Source organism: Rugamonas sp. GW822-FHT03B10 (assembly GCF_058801745.1).
This window is the reverse complement of record NZ_JBXANP010000018.1, coordinates 55,838-68,337: the sequence shown is the minus strand read 5'-3', so window position 1 is coordinate 68,337 and position 12,500 is coordinate 55,838. Positions and strand designations below refer to the sequence as shown.

The window sequence follows — 12,500 nt, the reverse complement described above, 5'->3', positions numbered from 1 at the left end:
CAGATGAAGACGGTCATGGCATCACCTAGCGGGTGCGGTTGTTCGGCAGCAGCTTCCAGCCGAGTTGGGTGCGAACGTCGTTCGGCGCCGGCGGCGGCAGGCGCGACAGGCTGCGCTGCTGCATCCACAGGTGGACTTGCTCTTTGCTTGGGTGCGTGGTGGTAGCCATGACCGCCTCCTAGAAGGTGATGTTGTGAAAATTCGCCAGAACATCCTTCACGACCGAGGCCAAACCGAAGGCCACGGCGGTGACAAAGGCGACGAGGACGAGTGCTGCGTGATGAGGTTTCATGACAATCTCATTTCATCTGGTTGATGATTCCGCGCGACTCAAGCCATTCGGTCTCGCCATCATGGCCGGCGTGGTGCAGTACCACGTTGCCCTCTTGATCTTTGATGGTCCTGATCCGGCCGTCGCGCTCAACGGTAAATCCGATCTGCGCCCAGCCCCAATTTGGGGAGTTGACCTGGGCGATGTTTGCTGATTGGCTCATGGTCAGCTCAAGGTTGCCGGAGCGGCCGGCGTCGAGAAGTCGAAGGCCGGCGCCGGGCCGGCTACTGCTGCGAGTGCTGCAAGTTCTGCGTGGCTCATGGCGCGCTCCAAGTTGTAAGGGTTGCTTACAGGTTCAACGATCAAGGATTGCTTGACTGTTGAATCTCTAGGTTCATGGCAGCGACTTTCGCTTTTGCCTCGTTCTCGATCAGTCCAGGGAAGTGCGGCCGGTCTAATTCGATTCCGTGGATCACACGGGCGATGCTGAACGTGCCGCCGTCATTGCGGACCTTGTAAGCAATCGAGGTGTTTGTTGCTTGGGACATTTCGTGCTCCATCGGTGTTCTGTGTCGATGAAATGAGTATTACACATCTTGTGTAGTCATGCAAACGATTTGTGTAAGAAAATGTTCAAAATGTGTAGAATTGCCTCATCGCCCGAATCCCCGGACGAAAAAAAGCCCCGGCTAGCGGGGCATAGGAGCTTGATATGTCAGAACAATCGAATGGCGCGCAGTGCCAGAACTGCGGATGCGTGACCTTGCGTCAGGTTGAGGAGATGGTGGAGAAGCGGGTTGCTCAGGCCATGGCTGAGCATGTGGCGGCGGAGCATAGTTCCACGTTTGATCTGGTTGGCTTCAAAGAGCAATTGAGCCGGTATCAGCTCGGCATAGAGCAGGAGCAAGAGCGCCTAAAGGCTTTTCATAGGCAGATGTTCCCGGCCGGCGAAAGCAAGAGCATCCCGGAAATGATGCTGGAAGCAGTTGGGCTAAAGATGCCCACGCCGCCGGAACCCACCTAAGCCGCAGGCGGCTTTATAGCCAGCGCCAATCTTTGGAATCCAGCTATTGCCTGTCGAAGAAATTCCAGTTCGGCATCCGAGGCATTCAGATTGAACTTGCGCCTCATGAGAGCATCTTCGTAGAACGACGGAATTTCCGCAATATCTATCAGATTCCTTTCGTGGAGCGCGATAACGATGGGGGCAATCATCGTGAAAAGCTGGCTATAAGTAATACAGGAAGAAGGGTCTTCATGTGAGCTCATGTGAATCCTCTTTGGGCTGGTTAGCAGGTTGACGAGACGGCGCTTTGCGCTCATCAATCATAGAGAAATCAACAACTTGAAATCTATTCTATTGTCACCTTGAAACCCATGCTTGCATGGCGCAAAACAGGAGCTATGCTGATAGGTTCAGCTACTGGTTGCCCGTATTGGCGTGGATGGAATGTGGGCCAATGGCTGCTCAAGGGAGTGAGATTTGACTACGTTGCAGTTAATCCAAAAACCAACAGTTGGAGAAAGCCTATGAGTGCATTGCCTCTCGGCCGCGAAAAATCGACCGGCCAAACAAGCCTTGAAGCCAGTGCGCAGCTTGCGCGCCACGTTATACCCGAGCAGGATCGCATTGAACTCGCACTTATCGGGGTGCTGCACGTTGCAGGCGCTGCCGAACGCGGTGAGCTCGACTCCCAAGGAAACCCGTTCGCTGAGCAGGTATTTGACCACCTGCTGACCCAAGCCATTAAGGGCGGATTCCGCGAGGGCGCAATGCTCGCATGCCACGGAAAGGCGAAGGCCTTTACCGCCACATCAATGAAGCTCGCCGCAGACATGGTCAGTTGCATTGGCGGTCACGACGCCGTGCTGGATATTTTCGATCTGCACACCTTCAACCAAGCTGAATACGGGGCATTGCAATGAGCGGCCCCATTCGGAATTTTGAGCCGGCCTTGAGCAGTATGGAAATGGTCGAATTTATCAATGAAGACCGCAAGGCGCGCGCGACTTTGGAGAAGCCGTTTGTGAAGCTGGAGCACTCTGATTTGATGAAGAAGGTGCCGCGCGTGTTGGGAGGGGGTGCCGGAAAATTTTCCGGCACCTACATTCACCCGCAAAACGGGCAGTCCTACGATTGCTACTATCTCCAGAAGCGCGAAGCCTGCCTGATGGCCATGAGCTACAGCTACGAGCTGCAAGCCAAGGTTTGGGACCGCATGGTCGCGCTGGAGGCGGAGCTTACCAAAACTCGACTAAGCACTTATCACGACCGCTTGCCACTGCATCAGGCCGCTCTCGGTATCGTTGGACGCCACGGCGTACTTTTCTCTACAGCCCATAAAGCCAATAATGCTCTCGCTGGGACAACTCATTATTGCGAGATGACGGTGGCTCAGGTCGAAAAGGCTATGCCGGTCGCAGAGCGCCTGGCCAACGGCACTGCGACACCGCAAGATTTTGCAATGCTGGAAGACAGCACGCGGAATTTATTCGGCAGCGAGGCTCAAATCGAGTTTGAGTTTGATCGAACGTCCATATTGGCAGGACGGGGAGAGACCTCCTGAAATCCAAGGAGACCGTCTGCCAAATTTTCGGCAGACGGTCAAACCAACCTGGCGGCACACATGAAAACTTCGCAGCCGACAGCAAGCGCGATCATACCCAGGATTAGAAGTCGTTCAGGCGATGTTTCCATGACAGTCAGATTGTGGAAGTTTTCATGTTTTCATTATGACTGTTTGTTTTTGCAATAGTCTATCGGATTGTCACTGTGCGTATCGGCGCATCATTTATCCAGGGCCAGGTCGCGCATCTCCTTGAGTATGGCCTTCATCTCCGCATTCTCGCGCAGCAGTGTCTTGAGCATTTCTGCGACCGGGGCAGCTCGGAGCCTATCCATGATCTCAGCGTTCAGCCCGCGCCCGTTGTAGTCGGCTGCCGCCATCAGTTCGGCATGTAGTGACCTCGGCAGACGGAGAGACGACTTAATGTAATCGTCTTGGAATGGCTTCTGTATGGGCGGTTTCTTCATCGCCCGATTGTTTCTCAAAAGCCAATAATTCTGTGCAAATTCCCTTCATACTGAAGGCATAAAGTGAGAATTTGTTACTTTTCATTTAACAAATGAGAGATGAAAGTACCTTTATTCTTGCTATCAGCCGGTGCGCAGCGGGAATATTGTTTACTTTCTGTTCACAAACATACAATTCAAAAAATGACCAAGCGAGACCGATGGATTGCAGCCTGGGATGCGATGGATGACGAGAGTCAGCATAAAAACCTCATAGCGATGGAGAGCCAAGCAAGCAGATTTCCTAGAGGGAGTAATGCCAAATCATTCCTTTCCGGGCGCGCTCGGAGTCGCATCGATAACTGCGAAACTGCGGACGTAATCCATGACGGCATCCCTGTCACGGGCGCTGAGCGGATCGAATAACTGCAGCAAATCAAACGCCTGCGAATCCATCCAGCGAGGGGCGCTGCGCGGCCGGTCTGGCGCCCCTGGCATATCCAAAAGTCGATCCGTAGACACATCTAGTGCTATCGCAATAGCAACTACCTCACGAGGCGGGGCGCCGCGCGTTTTCCAATTGCTAATCACCTGTGGGTCAATCTCTAGCTGCGAGCGCAGCCAAGCCTGATCCCTACCCAACTCATTCAAGCGAGCTTCGATCCGCTCCCACGGAATATTTGTACTTTTACTCATACGCTCAAGCATAGCTATCAATTCACAAAGCGTGTTACACAAATAGTTTGACCAAAATACACAGCGTGTGTACTATGGTCTTCATGAACTCTCTCGACAAAGCCATCCAGATGTGCGGCGGCCTTTCCGCCTTAGCCGAAAAAATCGGTACTAGCTCCGCTCGCCTCGGCAATTGGCGCGTTCGCGGCGTGCCGGTAGAAAACTGCCTCTCAATCGAGACGGCTACCGGCGGCGAAGTGACACGCAAAGATTTGCGACCGAACGACTGGCAAAACATCTGGCCTGAACTCGCATCCCCACCCACCGCCGCATCAGCGGCCAAACCTGAGACATGCCATGACTAACGAAGAAACGCTCAACAAAATCCTGGCCGAAGTGATCGTGAACGCAGCCGCCATCAATTCGCAGGCTGACTTTACCAAGACAGCCGAGAACGCCGCCAAAGCCTACAAGGCCGGACTGGCGGCGTACCAGGCGCAGGTATCACCAGAAGAGAAGCTTATGGCTCGGCTGGTATAGAAATGGCCTCGATTTTGTCGGCCGTCCTTTTCGCCTCAAGGATCGCCTCCTTCAGGTAGTTATCGAAATTGGCAGAAGCAAAGTCGGAAAACTCGATGCCGGATTCGTCCTTGTGGTCGACATAAAGCATCTCAGTAGCTCGCCGGCGCATCGCATCAGCAAACATCAGTTGCAAATAGTTCATGGGAGATTCCTTTGTAAGTTGTTGAGTGGAATTGGCAATTTAACACGATTAAGTCTCCCGCCTGATTTTGTAGTACCCGTAGTAGCACTCCCGTCCCACCGCACCACTAGGAGATCACCATGAAACAACGCACCACCGTACTTAAGACCTACCTCAACGACGAGGAGCACGCCGCATTCCACCGGGCTTGCTCCATCGCCGGCACCACGCGGGCTGCCAAGGTCCGCGAGTTCTGCCGCAACTTTGCGCACTTCAATGATAGTGCCGCCAGGCGCCGAAACGAAGGGCCCAAGCTGCCCATCGGGAAGGCCCAGTACTTCCCCGGCAATCGCGTTAGCTACGGCGCCGTCCCTCGAATGCGCCTGTTGGTTTGATGGCGTAGAAGCTGACATCTAAATCAACAGGGGAGGGTCGATGGAACAAGAGCAAGGGCCGTCAGTATCCGAGGCGCGAGTTTTAAGGCGCGCCTTGGACTGGCGGCAAAAAAAGAAAGACATGCTGGGCGCATCTGATGCTGAGCGCAGCGAGAAGAGAAGGGCGCTGCACCAGGCTGAACGCGATCTGGATCATGCAGTAGATGTGATGGAGCGCAAGGGCGCACCGCCATGACGAAGCACCAGGAAGTCGCGAAAACAACCAAGGAGAAAACATGAAACACGCAGGAAATCTGATCATCACCAATGAAAACGTTGCGGACTACGCCGATCTTGAAGAAGTAACCGGCTCCCTCGACAACAGCGCCGAGAACGCACAGTTCCCCGTCCCGACCAGCGTGGGCGGCTCCCTCTACAACCGCGCCGAGAACGCACAGTTCCCCGTCCCGACCAGCGTGGGCGGCTCCCTCGACAACCGCGCCGAGAACGCGCCTTATTTGCCAATGCTGAAATCAATGCATGGCGTTGAAGGTCGTTTGGTCTGCGTCAAGAAACACGGCCTCTGGTACTCAACCGATTACAAGTTCTACGCAGGCTGCCAAGGCCCGATGACCAAGCGTCAATCGCTGGCACTGAGTAAGAAATGGGACGACCAGGAAACCGCGCAGTACATGGCGAAGTTCATCGAAGAAATCGATGTGCCGGAACTCGCCGAAGCCTGACGTTTTACGGGAAGCCGCGCCCCGCATTGCGCTGGCAAATCGAAAGGCAAAAAATGATCATTCCAACCGTCGGCCGCAAGGTCTGGTATCGCCCGAGCCGAAGTGACCTGACCGGCCCGCTGCCCATGTCCATGATGGGCAACCCCGACTTCAACCCGCAACCACTGGATGCCACCATCATCGCCGTGTGGGGCGACCGCCTTATCAATGTCCTGATCTTGGACATCATGGGCAAGCCGTTCACAAAGACTTCTGTTGCGCTGATCCAGGAAGGCGACCAGACGCCTAAGACAGTTGATGGTGCCGAAGCATACGGCTACGTCGAATGGATGCCGTACCAGACCACGCAGGCGAAGAAGCACGAAGGCGAGGCTACAGCATGAGCGACCAGGCCATCGAGCAGGAAATCCAGGCCAAGGGTCTGACTGCGCCGCGCGTGACGCCGGCGGGCATCGAGGCATGCATCGGTGGTGAGTTCTACTTCACGGCTGAGGATGGCATCGTTGGTGCCAGTCAAAGTCCTGACTCCCTCGCATTTTCGGAGGTAGTGCATTCCGGTCAAAAGCACTCGCTGGCCCTGCTTACCTTCTGCGTCCTCGTCCTGCGCAACGGCTTCACCGTCACCGGCGAGAGCGCCTGCGCCAGCCCGGAAAACTTCGATTCCGAAGTCGGCCGCAAGATCGCGCGCCAGAACGCTGTCAACAAAATCTGGGTGCTGGAAGGCTACCTGCTCAAGCAGCGCTTGGCCGACACGCCGCCACCGCAAGACAACGCCCACGTAGCGCCGGGCTGCGAGCGGTTCCCCGAGCCCATCCTGACCATCGAAAATCGCGTGCGCCGCATTGTCTCCATCCAGATGGGCACGGACGAGGCAAGCGTCAAGACGGAAGCATCTTTCGTCAACGACCTGGGCGCCGACTCGCTGGATGAAGTCGAGATGGTAATGGCGTTCGAAGACGAATTCGGCGTCCAAATCTCGGACGAGGACGCCGACAAGATCAAGACCGTCCAGCAGGCCATCGACTACATCACCAGCAAGGTGCAACCATGACTACCGCATACCCACCCGCCGGGTTCATTGACTGGCTGATCGCTAGGCTCGGCTTCAAGAACGATGCACACCTCTGCGACGCGCTAGGCGTCAATCGACCCCTCATCAGCAGAATCCGCCACCAACATGTGCCGGTCAGCCCCGCCCTGATCCTGCGCATCCACGAGAAATTCAGCATCCCTGTCGCGGAAATCCGCGCTGCACTTGCCGGCGAGGCGCCCGCATGACGCAGCAGAACCAACAGCCGGAACCGCCGCCGATCGAACCCGGCCACGTCATGCCGATCGAGAAGTTCAAGCAGCTCAAGCACTACGCGAAGTTGGCGCGCGAAGCGGCAGAGCAGAAATAGATGGGTACCAATATTTCACGGCCGATTTTAGGCGATGCAATACAGGGAGAGTTGCCTGAAATTACCCGCTGCGCCGCTCTGTTTGTGCAACCCGATGGCTGTTATGCAAATGATCCTCGCATCGATGCTTGGCCGGAGCATCGGGATGCCAGGCGTTACGCCGGACCGCTACCAGTTGTTGCACATCCACCATGCCAGCTTTGGGGCGCAATGGCCGTCGTGAACTATGTTCGATGGGGTGGAGAGCACAACATGCCAGGGAATGATGGCGGGTGCTTTGCTTCCGCGCTAGAAGCAGTCCGACGCTTTGGCGGTGTACTTGAGCACCCAGCAAAGACGAGAGCATGGGAAGCGCACGGCCTGGCGAAGCCGGTAGGTATTGGATGGCAAAGAATCATTGATGGCGGGTGGGTATGTGAGGTTTGGCAGAGCGCCTACGGGCACCGCGCCAACAAGGCTACATGGCTCTATTACTACGGCAAGAGCCCACCTTTTAATTTGCGGTGGGATAGGCCGGAAGGAACGCATCAAATCGGGTTTCAAGATCAGCGTGGAAAGGCGGCTAACAAACCGACCCTTGGCAGGAAAGAAGCCAACGCTACGCCGATTGAGTTCATGGAGGAGTTGTTGCGCCTGTCCATGAATTCCGAAAGTCGCGGTGCAACATGAAAAATTATTCTTAAATCACAAACCACTACCACGGAAATAGAAAAAGCCGCGTTGGCGCGCGCGGCTTTAGACAACTTTACTACGAGGATTCAATGCGGAATATAACACGAAATGAACAGCCATGAGATGGGATGAAAGCCAAACCGAGCGCCAGCATCGCGCCATCAACAAAGAATCCAACGCCGGCTACTACTCGCCCATGCGCAACTGCACGGGCCCATGCAAGCGCCGGCGCTCCATTACTCAATTCGTAGGCGATAGCACTGTGTGTATTCGCTGCACCAGGAGAGCAGCATGAGAGCAAAAATCATCGGAACGAAAGAGGTGTTTGAGGTAATCGCGGAAGAAGTTTCCATCCCTGGCACGGATGAGAAATTCATTGTCCACATGACCATCGACCGCATGCGTAGGCCATTCGTCGTAACACACCTGGAGACGAGTCAAATCGTCGCTGATGGTGAAACCATTGATGCGGCAATCGAAAACGCAAAAGAGCGTTGGAGCAAGGCGGCGCCTGAAAAAATAGCCGAGAGCCTGCGGGATCGGCGCGAGTGGGTGGCAAAGCGCATCGCGGAAATCGAGGCGAAGCCATGACCACCAACACTCAAGCACTCAAGGCCGCAGCGGAAGCGGCAACGCTAGGGCCGTGGACTGCGCACGCAGCCACCTTTGATCTTCATCCAGTCAAAGGCAAGAATGGTCGAATAGTCGCTGACGTCGGCTACAGCGGAGCACTTGATCGCGATGTGGCTAATGCTGGCTATATCGCTGCCGCGTCGCCAAACGTCATCCTCTCCCTGATCGCAGAACTGGAGCAACTGCGCGCGGAAAAGGCGGCGCAGCCAAGCGCCGAAGACTACAGCGAAATGCTGCGCGCGTTCTTCTGCGAACATTCCGCCGGAGGCTACAACGATGGCGATGCCCTTGTGCCCATCGAGCGCTGCAAGTCCAAGCTTGCTTGGATCGTGGACGACCAGCGCGCTCACGCCGCCGCTTCGGCAAAGCCAGTAGAGCAAGAGCCAGTCGCATGGGGAATCCTGTCCGATACCTGCCCGGAACTGACCAACGACCCGGTATTGGCAAACTACTGGGAGCGCAAAGGCCGCAAGGTAACTCCGCTCTACGCCGCGCCCCAAGCACCACAGGCAGCGCCAAGCTGGCAGCCTATCGAGTCAGCGCCGAAGGACGGCAAGCCCGTCTTGCTGTACACGGCCGAAGGCCAGATCGAAGGCCGCTGGCTTCAAGGGTATTGGGAGCAGTCGCCGTGCTATGCGACTCAGGGTTATAGCGACGCCGTGGCCTTTCCGCTGCCAAGTCACTGGATGCCACTCCCAGCCGCGCCGGAGGTGCAATCGTGAGCGCCTTCGATCTGGTTGAAAAGGAAGTAAAAAAGGAAATCTCCAATCTGACCGCTGAGTGTGCGCGTATCTCCAAAGTGGCTCAAGCGAACGCGGCCAGCGCGGATATGTATGCGAACGCATGGCAGCGCGAACTCGCCGCCTACAACGGAATGATCCGCATCAAGCACCATCACATCGATGCCATGGTGCTGACCACGCGCGAGTTCATCATGAAACTGAAGGCTGCGGAAGCGACCATGCAGACGTGGCGTCCAATCGAAACCGCACCGCGCGACGGGACGCTGATCTTGCTGGGCCGCGCCGTTGATGCGACGCTTGATCGCGAAGCGGTATCAGTTCCTGGCCGCTGGCACGTCGGCTACGGCGATGCGCCGGATGACATGGGCCATGACGACGGCTTTATGGATGTCGATTTCGAGGGAATTTTCACATGCTCGCGATCCTTCGGCAATCCCGAATGTCGAAGTATCGGGTATCAGCCGACCCACTGGATGCCGATTCATGCTGCGCCAAAGGTGACGCCTTGAAACGTTCACCCATGCCACCACGCACCACGCCCATGAAGTCCTCCGGCTTCTCCCGCTCAGACCGCATCGAATCCCGCGAGGTGACGAAGATCATCATCAAGGAGAAGAAGGTTCGCATGCGCAAGTGCGCGGTGCCGGCGTGCCGGAAGCCTTTTCCACCGCGCAGCATGACACACAAAGCGTGCTGCCCGGAGTGCGCGCAAGAACTGGTACGGCTGGAAAAGGCGCGCACGGATCGCAGGGAGCGGCAAGAAGGGCTGGCCAAGCTGAAGCGCAAGGCCGACTACGTGCGCGACCTGCAGACCACCGAGAACGCCTATATCCGGGCGCGGGACGCGCATCTTCCATGCATTTCCTGCGGTCGCTGGCACGACGGGCAATGGCACGCCGGGCACTACCTCAGCACAGGCGCGCGGCCAGGCTTGCGCTTCGTGGAGGCCAACATTCACAAGCAATGTCAGCCATGCAACGTCCACCTGTCCGGCAACCTCATCAACTACCGCATCGGCCTGATCGCAAAGATCGGCTTGGTCGCAGTTGAGGCACTGGAAGCTGACTACCGCCCGCGCCATTACACGGTCGACCAGCTCAAGGAAATGACCGCGCACTACAAAAAACTACTCAAAGAACTGAAGGCGGCCGCCTGACGACTGTCATAACGAATGGAGAAAACATGAGCGCATTTAGCCTCGAAGAACAGGAGAAAATCGCCGCTGCGCCGTTCACGCTGCACCTTGGCGACTGCATTGAAGTCATGCGCACGCTACCCGATTGCTCGGTCGATGCTGTCGTGACCGATCCCCCATACGGCATTTCCTTCATGGGGAAGGCATGGGATGGCGCTGATATCATTGCGCGCACCGAGAAGCGCCGCAGCTTCGACAGCCACGCGCCGGACGCTGGCCCGAACGGCGGTCACAAGTCAATCGCCGCCGAAGCTGGTAAGTACGATCTGGCGCCGGCAGCCATGAGGGCTTTCCAGCAATTCAGCGAGGACTGGGCGCGCGAAGCGTTCCGCGTCCTCAAGCCTGGCGGTCATCTGCTTTCGTTTTCGTCGGCGCGCACCTATCACCGCATGACTTGCGGAATCGAGGATGCTGGTTTCGAGATCCGCGATCGCGTTCTGTACGTGCGCGGCGATGGTGAAATTGAGGAGCACTTCCCCGTCTGGGTGTTCGGATCCGGTTTCCCGAAATCGCGCAACTGGACTCAAGAAAAGGCAGAGAAGGGCGAGGTTGAGAGCGCGGATATGGTGGCGGCCGGCTTCGACGGATGGGGAACGGCGTTGAAACCCGCCCACGAACCAATCTGCACGGCGCGTAAGCCGCTGGTCGGCACCGTAGCATCCAACGTGCTGCAGTTCGGTACTGGGGCGCTAAATATTGATGGTTGCCGAGTGCCGCACGACGAACAGTTGCGCGCCGGCGCAGGCGGCATCCCATGCCGACATGATGAGGCGGTACCGCGCAGCCGCGATGGAGAAGCCAGCGCCGATCGTCGCTATACCGAGAATGGCGGCACGAACTTAGCGGCTACGCCGGGGCCGCGTGGCGGCGATGCCGCCGGGCGCTGGCCAGCGAACCTGATCCACGATGGTAGCCCGGAAGTTGTGGCGCTGTTCCCTGAATCATCCAGTGGCGCGATGGAAGCCGGCACAAAACGTGCGGCACAGGATGCCCCGGGATCGGTCTGTTACGGAACCTATGGCGGCAGCACTACCAACAGCACCATTTCCGCCAGCACCGGCAGCGCCGCCCGGTTCTTCTACTGCGCAAAGGCCAATAAATCCGACCGTAACGCCGGGACGGAGCATCTGCCTCAGAAGAAGGGCGGCATGGTGAGCAACACTAGCGGGCAGCACATGACGCGCCGCGATGATGGATATGAGGCGCCATTGATGGGCAACACGCACCCGACCGTCAAGCCGACCGACCTGATGGCCTACCTGTGCCGGTTGGTGACGCAGCCCGGCGGCGTGGTGCTTGACCCATTCATGGGCAGCGGCAGCACTGGCAAGGCCGCCATGCGCGAGGGCTTCCAGTTCATCGGGATCGAGCTGGACGCCAACTACATGGAGATCGCCCGCGCGCGCATCGAATACGAGGTCGGGGCCGTGGCGCGCCGGCGCGAAGAAGCCGCCGAACAGAAGCGACTAGCTAAGCGCCAGATCGGGCTGTTTGATGCAGTACCGAATCAGGAGAGTGCATTGTGACCAAGCAGAACTTCCGCGAATACGTGCTGGGCGCCATGCCTGGCACCAAGGCCCATCTCATAGCCCGCTCAGGCGTCAGCGGTTCGGCCGTACTGCGTTGGGTGCGTATCCTGCACGCTGCCGGTGAAATCTATATCTCTGGGTGGCAGCCGCATCCGCGCGCCGGAGCACACATGGCGATCTACTCGATCGGCAACCTGCCTGACGCCGAATGCAAGCTCAAGACGCTGACGAAGCGCCAGATCCGTCTGCGCTACGAGGCCAAGGCTAAGGAAGACGGCCGTTATGACGTCTTGCGGGCGCACTGGCGCAGCAGGTATTGGGAGCGCAAGGCGGCAGCTGTTGGCGATCCCATGGTGACAGCGCTGTTTGGCGTGGCTCCGGCACGGGAAAGCTCACTACAAAAGCAGTGACGTTTTCGTACAAGCTCAAGGTTCAAAACGAATTTATTTTTACGGTGTTTTTTCATAGTGCGGCAGCGAAGCAATCCGCCTAAAAACAGGGGAATTTTACCCCTCCATGCGGATAGCAACTTCTGTCCAAACTCATAAT

The 12,500-nt window shown here is 57.0% G+C and carries 25 protein-coding genes and 1 pseudogene; 20 read left to right on the top strand and 6 right to left on the bottom strand.

Annotation, left to right across the window (positions count from 1 at the left end; translation table 11 throughout):
* Window positions 1-25: 25 nt before the first annotated feature.
* The 3 genes from AC1RQG_RS22850 to AC1RQG_RS22840 form a co-directional block, all read right to left on the bottom strand.
* Entirely contained in the window at window positions 26-169 is a 144-nt protein-coding gene (locus tag AC1RQG_RS22850) for a hypothetical protein (RefSeq protein WP_493134840.1), read from the bottom strand.
* Between the two features lie 130 nt (window positions 170-299).
* A complete protein-coding gene (locus tag AC1RQG_RS22845; protein WP_493134838.1) occupies window positions 300-494 on the bottom strand; it encodes a hypothetical protein in 195 nt (64 codons plus the stop codon).
* A 139-nt stretch (window positions 495-633) separates the two neighbouring features.
* Window positions 634-819, bottom strand: a complete 186-nt coding sequence (locus AC1RQG_RS22840) for a hypothetical protein (RefSeq protein WP_493134836.1) — start codon at window positions 817-819, stop codon at window positions 634-636.
* A gap of 164 nt (window positions 820-983) precedes the next feature.
* On the opposite strand from AC1RQG_RS22840, the gene AC1RQG_RS22835 reads away from it, so the two are divergent.
* The gene (locus AC1RQG_RS22835) at window positions 984-1,295 is read left to right on the top strand and encodes a hypothetical protein (protein WP_493134835.1); all 312 of its coding nucleotides are present in this window, start codon (window positions 984-986) and stop codon (window positions 1,293-1,295) included.
* Here the strand turns inward: AC1RQG_RS22835 and AC1RQG_RS22830 are convergent.
* Window positions 1,292-1,540, bottom strand: coding sequence for a hypothetical protein (locus tag AC1RQG_RS22830; protein WP_493134834.1), 249 nt, complete (start codon window positions 1,538-1,540; stop codon window positions 1,292-1,294). The genes AC1RQG_RS22835 and AC1RQG_RS22830 overlap by 4 nt on opposite strands.
* A 261-nt stretch (window positions 1,541-1,801) precedes the next feature.
* Here AC1RQG_RS22830 and AC1RQG_RS22825 point away from each other — a divergent pair, with 261 nt between their 5' ends.
* Window positions 1,802-2,197 (top strand): hypothetical protein, encoded by a 396-nt coding sequence (locus tag AC1RQG_RS22825; protein WP_493134832.1) that lies wholly within the window; start codon window positions 1,802-1,804, stop codon window positions 2,195-2,197.
* Window positions 2,198-2,241: 44 nt separating this feature from the next.
* The gene (locus tag AC1RQG_RS22820; protein ID WP_493134830.1) at window positions 2,242-2,838 is read left to right on the top strand and encodes a hypothetical protein; all 597 of its coding nucleotides are present in this window, start codon (window positions 2,242-2,244) and stop codon (window positions 2,836-2,838) included.
* A 221-nt stretch (window positions 2,839-3,059) separates the two neighbouring features.
* On the opposite strand, the gene AC1RQG_RS22815 is transcribed toward AC1RQG_RS22820, so the two are convergent.
* On the bottom strand, window positions 3,060-3,305 hold the full coding sequence (locus AC1RQG_RS22815) for an Arc family DNA-binding protein (RefSeq protein WP_493134829.1): 246 nt from the start codon (window positions 3,303-3,305) through the stop codon (window positions 3,060-3,062).
* A gap of 749 nt (window positions 3,306-4,054) precedes the next feature.
* Here AC1RQG_RS22815 and AC1RQG_RS22810 point away from each other — a divergent pair.
* Together AC1RQG_RS22810 and AC1RQG_RS22805 are read left to right on the top strand one after the other, a co-directional pair.
* Window positions 4,055-4,324 (top strand): transcriptional regulator, encoded by a 270-nt coding sequence (locus AC1RQG_RS22810; RefSeq protein ID WP_493134828.1) that lies wholly within the window; start codon window positions 4,055-4,057, stop codon window positions 4,322-4,324.
* The gene (locus AC1RQG_RS22805; protein ID WP_493134827.1) at window positions 4,317-4,499 is read left to right on the top strand and encodes a hypothetical protein; all 183 of its coding nucleotides are present in this window, start codon (window positions 4,317-4,319) and stop codon (window positions 4,497-4,499) included. Before AC1RQG_RS22810 ends, AC1RQG_RS22805 begins: the two co-directional genes overlap by 8 nt.
* On the opposite strand, the gene AC1RQG_RS22800 is transcribed toward AC1RQG_RS22805, so the two are convergent.
* Window positions 4,480-4,683: a hypothetical protein gene (locus tag AC1RQG_RS22800; protein WP_493134826.1), complete on the bottom strand. Its 204-nt coding sequence runs from the start codon at window positions 4,681-4,683 to the stop codon at window positions 4,480-4,482. The genes AC1RQG_RS22805 and AC1RQG_RS22800 overlap by 20 nt on opposite strands.
* A 119-nt stretch (window positions 4,684-4,802) precedes the next feature.
* Here AC1RQG_RS22800 and AC1RQG_RS22795 point away from each other — a divergent pair, with 119 nt between their 5' ends.
* The 15 genes and pseudogenes from AC1RQG_RS22795 to AC1RQG_RS22725 all read left to right on the top strand — a co-directional run bounded on the left by AC1RQG_RS22795 (window position 4,803) and on the right by AC1RQG_RS22725 (window position 12,361).
* Window positions 4,803-5,057: a hypothetical protein gene (locus AC1RQG_RS22795; protein ID WP_493134825.1), complete on the top strand. Its 255-nt coding sequence runs from the start codon at window positions 4,803-4,805 to the stop codon at window positions 5,055-5,057.
* Between the two features lie 40 nt (window positions 5,058-5,097).
* Window positions 5,098-5,292 carry a hypothetical protein gene (locus AC1RQG_RS22790; RefSeq protein ID WP_493134824.1) on the top strand — a complete coding sequence of 65 codons (195 nt, stop codon included), beginning with the start codon at window positions 5,098-5,100 and terminating at the stop codon, window positions 5,290-5,292.
* A 40-nt stretch (window positions 5,293-5,332) separates the two neighbouring features.
* The gene (locus AC1RQG_RS22785; protein WP_493134823.1) at window positions 5,333-5,779 is read left to right on the top strand and encodes a hypothetical protein; all 447 of its coding nucleotides are present in this window, start codon (window positions 5,333-5,335) and stop codon (window positions 5,777-5,779) included.
* A 53-nt stretch (window positions 5,780-5,832) separates the two neighbouring features.
* Window positions 5,833-6,162, top strand: coding sequence for a hypothetical protein (locus AC1RQG_RS22780; protein WP_493134822.1), 330 nt, complete (start codon window positions 5,833-5,835; stop codon window positions 6,160-6,162).
* Window positions 6,105-6,470, top strand: a pseudogene (locus AC1RQG_RS22775) (Gp49 family protein); the annotation flags it as partial. The gene AC1RQG_RS22780 and the pseudogene AC1RQG_RS22775, both read left to right, overlap by 58 nt.
* A gap of 120 nt (window positions 6,471-6,590) precedes the next feature.
* Window positions 6,591-6,830 (top strand): acyl carrier protein, encoded by a 240-nt coding sequence (gene acpP / locus AC1RQG_RS22770; RefSeq protein WP_493134934.1) that lies wholly within the window; start codon window positions 6,591-6,593, stop codon window positions 6,828-6,830.
* Window positions 6,827-7,057, top strand: coding sequence for a helix-turn-helix domain-containing protein (locus tag AC1RQG_RS22765; protein WP_493134821.1), 231 nt, complete (start codon window positions 6,827-6,829; stop codon window positions 7,055-7,057). Before acpP ends, AC1RQG_RS22765 begins: the two co-directional genes overlap by 4 nt.
* A complete protein-coding gene (locus AC1RQG_RS22760; RefSeq protein WP_493134820.1) occupies window positions 7,054-7,179 on the top strand; it encodes a hypothetical protein in 126 nt (41 codons plus the stop codon). Before AC1RQG_RS22765 ends, AC1RQG_RS22760 begins: the two co-directional genes overlap by 4 nt.
* Window positions 7,180-7,848, top strand: coding sequence for a hypothetical protein (locus AC1RQG_RS22755; protein WP_493134819.1), 669 nt, complete (start codon window positions 7,180-7,182; stop codon window positions 7,846-7,848). It abuts the gene before it with no gap.
* A 294-nt stretch (window positions 7,849-8,142) separates the two neighbouring features.
* Window positions 8,143-8,442, top strand: a complete 300-nt coding sequence (locus tag AC1RQG_RS22750; RefSeq protein WP_493134818.1) for a hypothetical protein — start codon at window positions 8,143-8,145, stop codon at window positions 8,440-8,442.
* Window positions 8,439-9,206, top strand: a complete 768-nt coding sequence (locus AC1RQG_RS22745) for a DUF551 domain-containing protein (protein WP_493134817.1) — start codon at window positions 8,439-8,441, stop codon at window positions 9,204-9,206. Before AC1RQG_RS22750 ends, AC1RQG_RS22745 begins: the two co-directional genes overlap by 4 nt.
* Window positions 9,203-9,736, top strand: a complete 534-nt coding sequence (locus tag AC1RQG_RS22740; RefSeq protein WP_493134816.1) for a hypothetical protein — start codon at window positions 9,203-9,205, stop codon at window positions 9,734-9,736. Before AC1RQG_RS22745 ends, AC1RQG_RS22740 begins: the two co-directional genes overlap by 4 nt.
* Window positions 9,733-10,383 (top strand): recombination protein NinG, encoded by a 651-nt coding sequence (locus tag AC1RQG_RS22735; protein ID WP_493134815.1) that lies wholly within the window; start codon window positions 9,733-9,735, stop codon window positions 10,381-10,383. Before AC1RQG_RS22740 ends, AC1RQG_RS22735 begins: the two co-directional genes overlap by 4 nt.
* A gap of 26 nt (window positions 10,384-10,409) precedes the next feature.
* On the top strand, window positions 10,410-11,948 hold the full coding sequence (locus tag AC1RQG_RS22730) for a DNA-methyltransferase (RefSeq protein WP_493134814.1): 1,539 nt from the start codon (window positions 10,410-10,412) through the stop codon (window positions 11,946-11,948).
* Window positions 11,945-12,361 (top strand): hypothetical protein, encoded by a 417-nt coding sequence (locus AC1RQG_RS22725; RefSeq protein ID WP_493134812.1) that lies wholly within the window; start codon window positions 11,945-11,947, stop codon window positions 12,359-12,361. Before AC1RQG_RS22730 ends, AC1RQG_RS22725 begins: the two co-directional genes overlap by 4 nt.
* The last annotated feature ends 139 nt before the right edge of the window (window positions 12,362-12,500 follow it).